Source organism: Micromonospora sp. NPDC049801, assembly GCF_040656575.1.
In the GTDB taxonomy this organism is placed as follows: Bacteria; Actinomycetota; Actinomycetes; order Mycobacteriales; family Micromonosporaceae; genus Micromonospora.
This window is the reverse complement of record NZ_JBFAMS010000017.1, coordinates 89,618-102,280: the sequence shown is the minus strand read 5'-3', so window position 1 is coordinate 102,280 and position 12,663 is coordinate 89,618. Positions and strand designations below refer to the sequence as shown.

At 71.8% G+C, this 12,663-nt stretch carries 12 protein-coding genes and 1 tRNA gene; 4 read left to right on the top strand and 9 right to left on the bottom strand.

Annotation, left to right across the window (positions count from 1 at the left end; all coding sequences use genetic code 11):
* Positions 1-244: 244 nt before the first annotated feature.
* Together AB0I89_RS27250 and AB0I89_RS27245 are read left to right on the top strand one after the other, a co-directional pair.
* Positions 245-652 carry a hypothetical protein gene (locus AB0I89_RS27250; protein WP_357132550.1) on the top strand — a complete coding sequence of 136 codons (408 nt, stop codon included), beginning with the start codon at positions 245-247 and terminating at the stop codon, positions 650-652.
* Positions 653-760: 108 nt separating this feature from the next.
* The gene (locus AB0I89_RS27245; protein WP_357132547.1) at positions 761-1,099 is read left to right on the top strand and encodes an immunity 53 family protein; all 339 of its coding nucleotides are present in this window, start codon (positions 761-763) and stop codon (positions 1,097-1,099) included.
* 113 nt (positions 1,100-1,212) lie between these two features.
* Here the strand turns inward: AB0I89_RS27245 and AB0I89_RS27240 are convergent, their stop codons facing one another.
* The 7 genes from AB0I89_RS27240 to AB0I89_RS27210 all read right to left on the bottom strand — a co-directional run bounded on the left by AB0I89_RS27240 (position 1,213) and on the right by AB0I89_RS27210 (position 7,821).
* Positions 1,213-1,974, bottom strand: a complete 762-nt coding sequence (locus tag AB0I89_RS27240) for a hypothetical protein (protein WP_357132544.1) — start codon at positions 1,972-1,974, stop codon at positions 1,213-1,215.
* A gap of 152 nt (positions 1,975-2,126) precedes the next feature.
* Positions 2,127-2,198, bottom strand: a tRNA-Val gene (locus tag AB0I89_RS27235).
* A gap of 67 nt (positions 2,199-2,265) precedes the next feature.
* Complete coding sequence (locus tag AB0I89_RS27230; protein ID WP_357132541.1) at positions 2,266-2,730, bottom strand: peroxiredoxin; 465 nt, start codon at positions 2,728-2,730, stop codon at positions 2,266-2,268.
* Positions 2,731-2,816: 86 nt separating this feature from the next.
* Complete coding sequence (locus tag AB0I89_RS27225; RefSeq protein ID WP_132237238.1) at positions 2,817-3,254, bottom strand: DUF3052 domain-containing protein; 438 nt, start codon at positions 3,252-3,254, stop codon at positions 2,817-2,819.
* Between the two features lie 112 nt (positions 3,255-3,366).
* Positions 3,367-5,808, bottom strand: coding sequence for a thiamine pyrophosphate-dependent enzyme (locus AB0I89_RS27220; protein ID WP_357132537.1), 2,442 nt, complete (start codon positions 5,806-5,808; stop codon positions 3,367-3,369).
* Between the two features lie 51 nt (positions 5,809-5,859).
* Positions 5,860-6,264 carry a MarR family transcriptional regulator gene (locus AB0I89_RS27215; RefSeq protein WP_357132744.1) on the bottom strand — a complete coding sequence of 135 codons (405 nt, stop codon included), beginning with the start codon at positions 6,262-6,264 and terminating at the stop codon, positions 5,860-5,862.
* A 96-nt stretch (positions 6,265-6,360) separates the two neighbouring features.
* On the bottom strand, positions 6,361-7,821 hold the full coding sequence (locus tag AB0I89_RS27210; protein ID WP_357132534.1) for an MFS transporter: 1,461 nt from the start codon (positions 7,819-7,821) through the stop codon (positions 6,361-6,363).
* Positions 7,822-7,932: 111 nt separating this feature from the next.
* On the opposite strand from AB0I89_RS27210, the gene AB0I89_RS27205 reads away from it, so the two are divergent.
* The gene (locus AB0I89_RS27205) at positions 7,933-8,715 is read left to right on the top strand and encodes a helix-turn-helix domain-containing protein (protein WP_357132531.1); all 783 of its coding nucleotides are present in this window, start codon (positions 7,933-7,935) and stop codon (positions 8,713-8,715) included.
* A 51-nt stretch (positions 8,716-8,766) separates the two neighbouring features.
* Here the strand turns inward: AB0I89_RS27205 and AB0I89_RS27200 are convergent, their stop codons facing one another.
* On the bottom strand, positions 8,767-9,171 hold the full coding sequence (locus tag AB0I89_RS27200) for a secondary thiamine-phosphate synthase enzyme YjbQ (RefSeq protein WP_355051416.1): 405 nt from the start codon (positions 9,169-9,171) through the stop codon (positions 8,767-8,769).
* A 26-nt stretch (positions 9,172-9,197) separates the two neighbouring features.
* Entirely contained in the window at positions 9,198-9,620 is a 423-nt protein-coding gene (locus AB0I89_RS27195) for a hypothetical protein (RefSeq protein WP_357132527.1), read from the bottom strand.
* A 175-nt stretch (positions 9,621-9,795) separates the two neighbouring features.
* On the opposite strand from AB0I89_RS27195, the gene aceE reads away from it, so the two are divergent.
* On the top strand, positions 9,796-12,534 hold the full coding sequence (gene aceE, locus AB0I89_RS27190) for a pyruvate dehydrogenase (acetyl-transferring), homodimeric type (RefSeq protein WP_357132524.1): 2,739 nt from the start codon (positions 9,796-9,798) through the stop codon (positions 12,532-12,534).
* The last annotated feature ends 129 nt before the right edge of the window (positions 12,535-12,663 follow it).

The following is a 12,663-nucleotide window of genomic DNA, read 5'->3' as shown; positions in this document are numbered from 1 at the left end:
CTTCGACGGCTGGAGACGGCATGTTCTTGTCCGCGCCGGTGCCGCACCTAAGACGCCCAGGTGGCATGGCCACACGGTTAGGAATTCTCGGCGCCGCAAGGAGAGCAGCCTCGCTACCTGCCGTCACCGCTGGCCAGGCACTCGTCACCGACCGCGAGATCGGGCACGCAACGGGCACGAATGTCACCCGCGGCCGCCTGGCCGGTACCCCCCGTTCGGATGGGACGCAGGTAATCTTCGCCGGGTGGTTCAGGTGCATTGGCGACCACTCCTCCCGGCAACGGCCGACGATCTTCTGGACGGGGTGGAGTTTGGCGACGGTTACCTCAGAGAGTTGACCTTCAGGTCAAGCTGTGGGGAAGGCGCTCAGCAGTCTGCGGTCGCACTTCTGGACGTCCGGCGGGTCGGTCAGACTCGATGGGTACAGCTCCACATCGAGTTCTCGCGCCTTGCCCGTTGGAAGGTCGTGGACCTCGGCACCTTCTCCTGGGTGCTCGACGACAAACCCCAGCTCGTTCAGGACGAAGCCGGACTCCTCCACCTCGACTTGGACAACCCCGGCGAGGAGCGCACAGTCGATGAGATGGCAGAGCGCTCCCACCTCTACCTCGCCGCTCGTCAGATCCGGTGGGCAATCACCGACACAGGATGATCCTCGGCTCGCGCGTGGAGCGACTCGTCATCCCGACGCTGCGCTACATCGCCCGCGAGACCTACCCTTGCCTGACGCTGACGACCACAGCGAGATCAGGACTACGGGATGCATGATCACGACGAGCTAGCGCCCGGGGTCTGGTCCTGGCTCCAGGCCTGGTACGCGACTCAGTGCGATGGCGAGTGGGAACACGAGTACGGCATTCGGATCGAGACGCTCGACAACCCCGGGTGGTCGGTCCGCATCGACCTGGGCGATACGGCACTGTCGGGAATGGCCTACGAGCGGCAGGAACTCCGTAGAGGCGAGCACGATTGGGTGCTGACCCGGGTCGAGGAAGACCAGTTCAGGGCAGCGTGTGGGCCACTCAACCTCGGCGAGGCGCTACACCTGTTTCGGCAGTGGGTCGAGACTACGACCCGCGTGGCCCGGCCGCAGGCCTGACAGGAATAGGAGCGTCCACTTCGCCGGTAGCCCGGTGTCGGGGGCTCAGGACGTGCGTGACAGATCGGTATCAGAACCTGCATGACGCTCGTGCTGGTCCGCGGGTAGGCAAATCAGTAGCTGTCGGCGCTGATCTCGTGCACCGCTCCGTCTGGTCCCAAGCGGTACCTCCGAGGCGGTCCCATAGCCTGTAGTGCCCCCGCGTATGCGGCCTCACGGGCTGCCTGGTCCTCGTTGGACGGGTCGGTCACGCGAAAGCCGTGCAGATGAACGGCGTCAGCGTCGATGTCGTCGGGGGAAGGATGGCCCTCGATGATGAAACCGAACAGCGCGCGTAACGCTTCCTCGCCGAGGTCGAGGGGATGGAACGGCAGCGGGTAGGGGTCCTGGTTGTGCCAGCCTGGTACGGGCTCGACGGGATGTTCGCCGGCCCAGTACGGCAACTCGAAGTCGTAGGGCTTGCCGATGTTCTCCTGGATGCCACTATCGGGCGACAGGCTCAGCGATCGGATCAGCACGCCGTCCTCCCACACCGCGAAGCCGAGCCAGTCCACGACCGAGTGCATCCCGTGGACGATGATTCGACGGCCTGCTCCAGTTCGGCGCAGGTGCTCCGGTAGCTCAGACGGGCGATCGAGCATGAGCCGCCGGTCGCAGTACAACTCTGCCCCGGCCACGACCGTCGCGTACATGAAGTCATCTGGCGGGTAGGTGCCCTCGAGCAAGGTGTTGTCATCAGCGGGTTCGACCACGTAGCCGGGGTGGACTTGACGTACCAACGCCTCGGTCTCGGCTCGCTCCGACCGCGTCGCGCCGCGCAGCGCCGGACGGATGTCGCCGTCGGCGAACGCCAGAAGGGCTGTCTTCGCGCCCACGTCGCTTCCTCCAGTTCTGTGGCAGGCCACCTTTCGCACGCCACCTGGCGGACATGATCATCTAGCCAAAGGGGTCACCGACGTCCTGGAGACCGATCTGCAACCAAGGTCGCCGGGCCGTGATCCGGGCGGTTTTGGCTGTTGGTGATGGGTGGGCGCGGCAGGTTTCGAACCTGCGACCCCTCGCTTGTAAGGCGAGTGCTCTCCCGCTGAGCTACGCGCCCCGGAACGCCCCGTGTGCGGCGGGCCGGTGGCTGGCAAGCCTACCTGTTCGCCGCCGGCCCGACCGCATCAGGCCGTCAGGTCGGCGATGGCTTTGCGCCAGCCCTGCTGGTCGCGGGCCTCGCCGGGGCCGTTCATCTCGGCGAAGCGGACCACGCCGGCCTTGTCGATGACGAAGGTGCCCCGGTTGGCGATGCCGGCCACGTCGTTGAAGACCCCGTACGCCGCAGCGACGCCACCGTGCGGCCAGAAGTCGGCCAGCAGCGGGAACTGGTAGCCCTCCCGGTCGGCCCAGATCTTGTGGCTGTAGACCGAGTCGACGCTGACCGTCAGCACCTGGACGTCGTCGTTGGCGTACTCGTCGAGGTTGTCCCGCACCTCGGCCAGCTCGCCCTGGCAGGTGCCGGTGAACGCGAGCGGGTAGAAGACCAGCAGCACGGCGCGCTTGCCGCGGAAGTCCGAGAGCCGGACCTGCTGGTTGTTCTGGTCCTTGAGCGCGAAGTCCGGCGCCTCGGCGCCAACCTCGATCAGCATGCGAACTCCTCGGGTCGACTCGGGGGACGAGGTCAGCCCAGCACGCCCGACGGCGGACCGCCGGGGCGCGAGGGGACGAGGGTGGGTTACTTCTTGCCCTTGGCCCCTCGGCGCAGCACCAGGCGGGCGCCGCTCCAGTCCCGGCCGGCGTTGACGGTCGAGGTCTGCTGGAGGCCGGCGGTGGGCGCGGACTCCGCGACCTCGCTCGGCTCGACGTGCCCCTCGCGCCCCGCCTTCGGGGTGAGCAGCCACACGACCCCGTTGTCGGCCAGCGGCCCGAGGGCGTCGACGAGCAGCTCGAAGAGGTCACCGTCGCCGTCGCGGTACCACACGAGCACCGCGTCGACCACCTCGTCGGTGTCCTCGTCGACCAGATCTCCACAGCGGTCGGTCAGGGCGTCGCGGAGATCCTGGTCGACGTCGTCGTCGTACCCCATCTCCATGACGACCATCCCCGGTTCGATGCCGAACCGGTCCGCCAGGCTGCGTACCCCGTCGGCGGCCTGACCAGCGGTCGCGCTCACTGTCGCGTGCCTCCTCATCTCGTCCCTGCTCGCGGCGTCGGACCGACGCCGTCAGGCAAAGTCCACACAGTTGTGCGTCTGCGCGCAAGTGGCGCACCGGGTGGAACGGAATTTACCGTGCCAGCAGCGTACGGGCACCGTCGGTAATGGCTTCCGGGGAGACCAGAACATGACGTGCCGCCGGACCTAATGGTACAAACGAGTCAACTCCGGCCACCCGCCGCGCTGCGCCCACATATCCGCCGTCAACCAGCGCGGCGATGACGCCCTCGCCAACCCCGCCTGACCGGCGTGTCTCGTCCACCACCAGCACCCGGCCGGTCGCCGAGGACTCCCGGATGATGTCGGCCACGGGCAGGGGCGCCAGCCAGCGCAGGTCCACCACGCGGGTGCCGACGCCCTCCTCGGCCAGCACGGCCGCGGCCCGCAGCGACATCCGCACGCCGTTACCGAAGGTGATGATGGTCAGGTCGTCGGCCGAGCCGACCCGGTAGACCCGGGCCCGGCCGATCGGCACGTGCCCGGCCACCCACGAGCCCGGCTCGGGATAGCCGGCGAGCCACTCACCGTCGCCATCGGCGTACAGGTCGCGGGTGTGGTAGAGCGCGATCGGCTCCAGGAACACGCAGACGCTGCCGTCCACCGCCGCGCTCGCCAGACAGGTCCGCAGCATGGGCGCGGCGTCGTCCGGCCGCGCCGGCACCGCCACCACCAGACCGGGAACATCCCGGAGTACGGCCACCGAGTTGTCGTTGTGGAAGTGCCCGCCGAACCCCTCCTGGTACGCCAACCCGGCCACCCGCACCACCATCGGGTTGCGGAACGCGCCCCGCGAGAAGAACTGCATGGTGGCGGCCTCGCCACGGAGCTGGTCCTCGGCGTTGTGCAGGTACGCCAGGTACTGGATTTCCGGCACCGGCAGCATCCCGGCCAGCCCGGCGCCGAGTCCCAGGCCCAGCACCGACGTCTCGTCCAGCAGGGTGTCGAAGACGCGGGCCGCCCCGAACCGGTCGCGCAGGCCCTTCGTCACGCCGTACACCCCGCCCTTGGCGGCCACGTCCTCGCCGAAGACGGCCATCTGGGGATGGTCGAGCAGCCCGTCGGCGAGCGCGGCGTTGATGCTCTGCGCCAGGGTCATCGGGCCGACCAGCTCGGGCGGCTTGCCGCCGAACGCCTCCTCCCGGGCCGCCGCGCCCGGCCCGCTGGCCCGGGCCGCCGCGTCGGCCACGGCCCGCGCGACCCGCACCGGGCGGCGGGGCGCCAACGCCGACACCACGTCGGCCGCGGAGGCCAGCTTGGGCTCGCCCAGCACCTCCTCGGCGAGCCGGCGTACCTGCCAGCCCGTCTCGTCGTACCGGGCCAGCAGCTCGTCGGCGGTCGCCACGCCGGCGTCGACGAGCAGCCGCGCGGTGGCGACCACCGGGTCCCGGTCCAGGTCCTCGGCCAGCTCGGCCGGGCTGCGGTACGCCGACTCCGCGTCGGCCCCGGCGTGCCCCATCAGCCGGACGGTGCTCAGGTGCAGCACGGCGGGCCGCCGGTACCGCCGCACCCAGGCCGCCGCCTCCCGCGCCACCGTGTACGTGCGCACCGGGTCGGCGCCGTCGGCGCTGAAGTAGCGGATGCCCGGCTTCGCGCGCAGCGTCGCCTCCACCCAGCCCTCCGGCGAGCGGACGCTGATCCCCAGCCCGTTGTCCTCGCAGACGAAGAGCACCGGGATGCGCAGGCCGGCGTGGTCGTACCAGCCGGCGGTGTTGAAGGCGGCGGTGGCGCTGGCGTGGTTGACCGACGCGTCGCCGAACGAGCAGACCACGATGGCGTCCGGCGGCCACGGGACGTGCGCCGCGCCGGCGCCGCTGCCGACCCGTACCCCTGTCCCGGTGCGCCGCCCGGCGGTGTCCAGCCGGCGCAGCCGCTCCACGGCCAGTCCCATCCCGACCGCGCGGGGCAGGTGCGAGGCGATGGTGGAGGTGGTCGGCACGACGGCCAGGTCGGCCCGGCCGAACACCTTGTGCCGGCCACCGGCGATCGGCTCCTCGCTGGAGGCGACCATGCCCCGCAGCACGTCCCGGGCCGCCTCCGCGTACCCCGCGAACCCACCCGTGGGGGTCGCGGCCTCGGCATCGGAGGCCGGCTCCGGGGCCTCGGCGGCGGGCTCCGGATCGTCCACGGCGGGCATCGGGGTGTCGGCGGCGGACGCCGGAGCGGCGGCGGCGACCTGGGCCGCCCGCAGGCAGTAGAACGCCCCGGAGCGGTAGTGCAGCAGCGCCGGATCGGTGGGGCGCAGCGCGGCGGCGACCGCCGCGTTGCCCTCGTGCCCGGACGAGCCGATGGTGTAGAAGCCCTCCCCGAAGCTGCGCAGCCAGCGCCCGGCCAGGTCGAGCTGCCGGCTGGCCACCTGCGCGTCGAACAGGTCGAGCAGTTGGGCACCGGTCAGCGGGGCGTCGTCGGTGACCGGATCGGCGAGGTCACGCCGTTGCGGTGCGGCGGGCAGCGCCGCCAGCGTCTCGCGGAACCGGTCGTCGAGATCTTGCGGGGTGGTCACGTCCGACAGCATTACCGACGCGGGCCACCGTCGCCCAGTGGGACACGGCCGGCACGGCTCGACTCACTGCGGGTCGCACGGCTCCGGACAACCGCCGTCGGACACCTTCCACACCAGATCACGCAGGGTGGACAGCTCTTCGTCGCGCAGGCCGGCGAGGAGTCGGGAGTCGGACATCACCTCGGCCACCCGGTCCCGTACGACGCGACCGTCCCCGGTCACCACGAGCGTCTTCTGCCGGCGGTCGGCCGGATCGGTCCGACGCTCGACCAGGCCGGCCTGCTCCAGCTTGTCGACCAACGCGGTCACGTTCGACCGGTCACAGCTCAGCCGGTCGGCGAGGTCACGTGCCGGCAGGGGACGGTCCGGGTCCAGCTCGTGCAACGCCCGCGCCGCCGCCGGGGTGAGCCCCAACTCGGCGAAGGCCGTGCCCTGCCGATGCCGCAGGGACGCCGTCAGGTGCGCCATCCGACGCACCACGTCGGCGGCCAACCCGGCGCGGTCCACCTGCCCGTCCGCTGGCGTCACGGTGACATCGTACGCACCGGGTCCGCCCCGGCCGGCTCAGCGTTCGAGGTCGCTGACCGCGGCCGGCGCGGCGACGGACGATGACCCCGGATCGGTCGCGGCGCACGACGGTCCCGTGGGCTGGCGCAGGGCGCGGGCGCACCGCCCGGCAGCCACCGGGGCGGTCGCCAGCAGGACGGCCGTCACCAGGGCGGCGGCAGGTGTGTCGGGCCGTGCCAGGTGCAGGCCACCGATGACGGCCACGCCGAGCACCGCAGCCAGCAGGGTGCCGGTGGAGATCAACGCGGAGAACGCGGTCGCCGCGCCGGTCGGCAGGGCGGTGGCGAGCCGGTCGACCAGCGGGGTGAACCCGGCGGCGTGTGCGGCGCCGCCCACGAGCAGCAACAGGCTTCCGGGCAGCCAGGGCCAACCATGCCGGGTCAGCATCGCGACCAGCAGCACGACGGCCGCCAGCAGCGGCGGGCCGAGCAGCGGCAGCGCGTCGCGCAGTCGCGCGGGCAGGCGGGACACCGCGAGGCCGCAGAGCGCGAACCCGGCGGTGTAGGGCAGGAAGGCCAACCCGGCGGCGAGGGCGGTGAATCCGAGCCCCTCCTGCAACCGCAGGGTGAGGGTGAACAGGAAGCCGGCGTAGCAGCCCATCACCAGGCACGCGGCGAGCAGCCCGGCCGGCACGCCGGCACGGGTCAGCACCGCCACGTCCAACAGTGGGGTGCCACCGCGCCGGATCACGCGGTTCTCGTGGCGCAGGAACACGCCGACGCCGATCACGCCCGCCGCCACCCCCGCCGGCGTCGACCAGTCCGGCCAACCGAGGTCCCGACCGAGCACCGCCGGCGTCACCAGGGCCAGCATCGCGCCGGCCAGCAACAGCACCCCCGGCAGGTCGAGCGCCGCGGGCCGGACGGCCGCCGTCGGCACGGCTGCCAGCGCCCGCCGACCGGCCACCAGCAGCACCGCGCCGACCGGCACGTTGACCAGGAACGCGGTACGCCAGGCCAGCCCGCCGGCATCCAGGGTGACGAGCAGGCCGCCGGCCACCTGCCCGGCCGCGACCCCGAGCGCCAGGATCAGCGAGTACGCCCCGATCGCCCGACCTCGGGCAGCGCCCAGGTACGTGGCCTGGATGAGGGCGAGGACCTGCGGCACCATGAGCGCCGCCATGGCGCCCTGCACGACGCGCGCGCCGACCAGCATCACCGGACCCGGCGCGAGGCCGCAGGCCAGCGAGGCCACGGTGAACCCGGTGAGGCCGAGCAGGAAGACCCGGGCCGGCCCGTGCCGGGAGCCGAGCCGGGCGCCGGTGACGACCAGCACGGCGAAGGCCAGGGTGTATCCGGCCAACACCAGCTGGGCCAGTGCCGGCGGCCCAGCCAGGTCGAGCCGGATCGTCGGGGCGGCGACCGCCGCGATCGAGGTGTCCATCGAGGCCATCGCCTGCCCGGTGAGCAGGACGACGAGCGGGGCGCGGCGTCCCTGAGTGGTCGTGGTGGAAGACATGCCGGCCACCCTGCCGACCTGGGCGGGCGGCTGTCTTGACGATCCTTGCGGCCGCCGGATCCGACGTACGACGTCGGGTGTCGTGTCGGCGGGTGGGCCTAGCCTGACGGCATGCGCAGCAGCCACCCCCTCGTGCGCCAGCCCGACTTCGTGGTCCACGCGGTGCGCTGCCGGGACGACCACACCGGCTGGTCGCGCCCGGAGCCCGCCACGGCGCACGGCATCGTGTTGGCCCGCCGGGGCGGCTTCCGGCGGCGCGGTCGGGGCGGGGAGGAGTTCGTCGACCCGACCGTGGGCTACCTGACGGTGCCGGGCGAGGAGGAACGGTTCGCCCACCCGGCCGGCGGCGACGACTGCACCTCCGTGCATCTCTCGCCCCGGCTGTGGCGGGAACTGCTCGCCGGCCGGTCCGCCATGTCGGTGCTGCACCTGGACGCCCGCATCGACCTGGCACACCGGCGACTGCTGCGGGCGGCGCGCCTCGGCGACGCGGGCTTCGCCGCCGCCGAGCGCCTGGTTCGACTGGTCGGCGCCGCCACCGGTCCGGCGGTCGACGCGCCGCCCCGGGACCGGGCGATGGTGGAGGCGGCCCGCTCGGCGCTGCACGACGGTGGGCCGCACACCGACGGCCTCGTCCCGCTGGCCCGCTCGCTCGGCGTGTCGCCGTACCGGCTGAGCCGGTCCTTCCAGGCGCTGGTCGGTGTGCCGCTGACCCGCTACCGCAACCGGCTGCGGGTGGGGCGTGCGCTCGACCGGCTGACCGAAGGGGTGCCGAGCCTCGCCGTACTGGCGGTCGAGCTGGGCTTCGCCGACCAGGCACACCTGACCCGGACGCTGCACGCCCACCTGGGCCACCCGCCAGGGCAGCTACGTCGAATGCTGGCTGAGGTCTGATCCCAGCGGGCCGGACGACGACCGGGCGCGATCTCGGGGGCGGGCCGGGCGTCAGGCGGGCAGGAACGAGAAGCGGACCTGGCGGGTGGGGTTGTCGCCGTTGGTGTCGACGAGGCAGATCGACTGCCAGGTGCCCAGGGCCAGCCGGCCGTCGAGTACCGGCAGCGTGGCGTACGGCGGGACGAACGCCGGCAGGACGTGGTCCCGTCCGTGGCCCGCCGAGCCGTGCCGGTGTCGCCAGCGGTTGTCGGTGGGCAGCAGCGCGTCGATCGCGGTGAGCAGGTCGTCGTCGGAGCCCGACCCGGTCTCGATGATCGCCAGGCCGGCGGTGGCGTGCGGCACGAAGACGTGCAGCAGACCGTCCCCCTCGCCGGAGACGAAGCTCTGGGCCTCGGCGGTGATGTCCCGGACGGCCGGCCGGGACCCGGTCTGGACGGTGATCACGTCACTGCGCATACATCGCATTCTGCCGCAGTCGACGATCAGGAACCGCCGCCACCGCCACCGGAGTCACCACCACCGCCGGAGAAGCCACCGCCGGAGTCCCCGCCGCCGAAGAAGCCGCCACCGGAGTCGCCGCCGAAGAAGCCGCCACCGCCGGAGTCGCCGCCCCCGCCGCCGTCGGACCGGTCCCCGCCGCCCGAGTCGCCGTAGTACATCAGGGGCACGCTGGTGTCGGCGTGCCGTCGGCGCGGACCGGGCACCCGACGGGGCCCCCGTCGGGGCGCCGACGCGCGCAGACCGGCGCGGAGCTGGACCGCGCCGAGCGCCATCGCCACGACGCCGAGAATCGTGATCGGCAGCACGGCAGTCTCCCCGGCCCGGAGCGCCGGCACGGAGAACAGCGCCCCGAGCGCGCCGACCAGGACGATCACGCCGCCGCTCATCACCCGCCGCCCGTTCATATTCGGGACCGTAGCGAGCCGGGGCAAGCGGGCGGGCCCGGCCGCCGTAGCGCTAAGTTACCGGCGAGTACCTGTGTTCAGCATCGCGTCCGGGGGACCTAGACGTGACGACGGGTGCCACCAGGGGGCAGGATGGCGCTAGAGACCTATCCCACACACAACCGAGGGAACGCCTGTGGCTACGGAACGCAAGCGCCCGGTGATCAGCGACGGCCTACCGAGCCAGCTTCCGGACATCGACCCTGAAGAGACCAGCGAATGGGTCGAGTCGCTTGACGGTGTCATCGACGAGCGGGGAGCCAAACGCGCCCGCTACGTCATGCTGCGCCTGCTGGAGCGGGCCCGTGAGCGCCAGGTCGGGGTTCCGCCCCTGACCACCACCGACTACATCAACACCATCCCGTCCGAGCGCGAGCCGTGGTTCCCGGGAGACGAGCACGTCGAGCGGCGCATCCGGGCGTACGTGCGGTGGAACGCCGCGATGCTCGTACACCGTGCGCAGCGCCCGGAGATCGGCGTCGGCGGACACATCTCCACCTTCGCCAGCTCGGCGTCGCTCTACGAGGTGGGCTTCAACCACTTCTTCCGGGGCAAGAACCACCCGGGCGGCGGCGACCAGATCTTCTACCAGGGCCACGCCTCGCCCGGCATGTACGCGCGGGCGTTCCTGGAGGGGCGGCTCAACGAGCACGAACTCGACGGGTTCCGCCAGGAGCTGTCGCACCCGGGCGGCGGTCTCCCGTCGTACCCGCACCCGCGGCTCATGCCGGACTTCTGGGAGTTCCCCACCGTCTCGATGGGTCTCGGCGGCCTGAACGCGATCTACCAGGCGCGGTTCAACCGGTACCTCCAGCACCGCGGCATCAAGGACACCTCGCAGCAGCACGTGTGGGCGTTCCTCGGCGACGGCGAGATGGACGAGCCGGAGACGCTGGGCGCGATCGGTGTGGCCGCCCGCGAGGAGCTGGACAACCTCACCTTCGTGATCAACTGCAACCTGCAGCGGCTGGACGGCCCGGTCCGGGGCAACGGCAAGGTCATGCAGGAGCTGGAGGCGTTCTTCCGGGGCGCCGGCTGGAACGTCATCAAGGTGGTCTGGGGCCGCGAGTGGGACCCGCTGCTCGCCGCGGACACCGACGGCGCGCTGGTCAACCTCATGAACACCACGACCGACGGCGACTACCAGACCTACAAGGCGGAGTCCGGCGCGTACGTGCGGGAGCACTTCTTCGGCCGTGACCCGCGTACCCGCAAGATGGTCGATCCGCTGAGCGACGACGAGATCTGGAACCTCAAGCGGGGTGGGCACGACTACCGCAAGCTCTACGCGGCCTACAAGGCGGCCACCGAGCACACCGGTCAGCCGACGGTCATCCTGGCCAAGACGATCAAGGGCTGGACGCTCGGCTCGCACTTCGAGGGCCGCAACGCGACCCACCAGATGAAGAAGCTGACGCTGGAGGACCTGAAGACCTTCCGCGACCGGCTCTACCTGGACATCCCGGACAAGGCGCTGGAGGACAACCCCTACCTGCCGCCGTACTACCACCCGGGCGAGAAGTCCGAGGAGCTGGCGTACCTGCAGGAGCGTCGGGAGCAGCTCGGCGGCTACCTGCCGTCGCGACGGACCAGCACCAAGCGGCTGACCATCCCCGGTCCGGAGCGGTTCGCCGACGTCAAGCGCGGCTCGGGCAAGCAGAAGGTGGCCACCACGATGGCCTTCGTCCGCCTGCTCAAGGACATCATGAAGGACAAGGAGTTCGGCAAGCGCTGGGTGCCGATCATCCCGGACGAGGCACGCACCTTCGGTCTCGACTCGATCTTCCCGACCGCGAAGATCTACTCCCCGCACGGTCAGCGGTACACCTCCGTCGACCGGGAGCTGTTCCTGTCGTACAAGGAGTCGACGACCGGGCAGATCCTGCACGAGGGCATCAACGAGGCCGGCTCGGTCGCCTCGTTCACCGCCGCGGGCTCGGCGTACGCCACCCACGACGAGCCGATGATCCCGATGTACATCTTCTACTCGATGTTCGGGTTCCAGCGGACCGCCGACGGGCTGTGGGCCGCGGCCGACCAGATGGCGCGGGGCTTCCTGCTCGGCGCGACCGCCGGGCGCACCACGCTCAACGGTGAGGGCCTGCAGCACGAGGACGGGCACTCGATGCTGATCGCCGCCACCAACCCGGCGGTGGTCGCGTACGACCCGGCGTTCTCCTTCGAGATCGCGCACATCATGGAAGCCGGCCTGCACCGGATGTACGGGGACGCGCAGGAGAACGTCTTCTACTACCTGACGGTCTACAACGAGCCGATCCTGCAGCCGGCCGAGCCGGCGGGCGTGGACGTCGAGGGACTGCTCAAGGGCATCTACCGCTACTCGCCGGCGCCGCAGGTCGACGGCCCGAAGGCCAACGTCCTCGCCTCCGGCACGGGCATGCAGTGGGCGCTCAAGGCCCAGCAGCTGCTCGCCCAGGACTGGGGCGTGGCCGCCGACGTCTGGTCGGTGACCTCCTGGACCGAGCTGCGCCGCGACGCGGTGGAGACCGAGGAGTACAACCTGCTCAACCCGGGCGCCGAGGCCAAGGTGCCGTACATCGCGCAGAAGCTGGCCGACGCGGACGGGCCGAAGGTCGCGGTCAGCGACTGGATGCGTGCCGTACCGGACCTGATCGCCCGCTGGGTACCCGGCGACTACACCTCGCTCGGCACCGACGGCTTCGGGATGTCGGACACCCGGCACGCGCTGCGCCGGCACTTCCACGTCGACGCCGAGTCGATCGTGGTCGCCACGCTGCGGCAGCTCGCCCGCAGCGGCGCGGTCGAGGCCACCGTGCCGGCCGAGGCCGCCAAGAAGTACGCGATCGACGACGTCAACGCCGCCCCGGTCGGCGAGACCGGCGGCGACAGCTAGAACCGCACGACCAGAGAAGGGCCCCGCGCGGGGCGCCGCGGCCGGGCCCCGGGTGACCCCCCCCCCCCCCGGCCCCCCCCCCCCCCCCCCCCCCCCCCCCCCCCCCCCCCCCCCCCCCCCCCCCCTACC

Coding starts and splice junctions, on each gene's coding strand:
- AB0I89_RS27245 (WP_357132547.1), top strand. CDS start 761: ATGCATGATCACGACGAGCTAGCGCCCGGGGTCTGGTCCTGGCTCCAG.
- AB0I89_RS27230 (WP_357132541.1), bottom strand. CDS start 2,730: ATGCTGATCGAGGTTGGCGCCGAGGCGCCGGACTTCGCGCTCAAGGAC.
- AB0I89_RS27220 (WP_357132537.1), bottom strand. CDS start 5,808: ATGCTGTCGGACGTGACCACCCCGCAAGATCTCGACGACCGGTTCCGC.
- AB0I89_RS27215 (WP_357132744.1), bottom strand. CDS start 6,264: ATGGCGCACCTGACGGCGTCCCTGCGGCATCGGCAGGGCACGGCCTTC.
- AB0I89_RS27210 (WP_357132534.1), bottom strand. CDS start 7,821: ATGTCTTCCACCACGACCACTCAGGGACGCCGCGCCCCGCTCGTCGTC.
- AB0I89_RS27205 (WP_357132531.1), top strand. CDS start 7,933: ATGCGCAGCAGCCACCCCCTCGTGCGCCAGCCCGACTTCGTGGTCCAC.
- AB0I89_RS27200 (WP_355051416.1), bottom strand. CDS start 9,171: ATGCGCAGTGACGTGATCACCGTCCAGACCGGGTCCCGGCCGGCCGTC.
- AB0I89_RS27195 (WP_357132527.1), bottom strand. CDS start 9,620: ATGAACGGGCGGCGGGTGATGAGCGGCGGCGTGATCGTCCTGGTCGGC.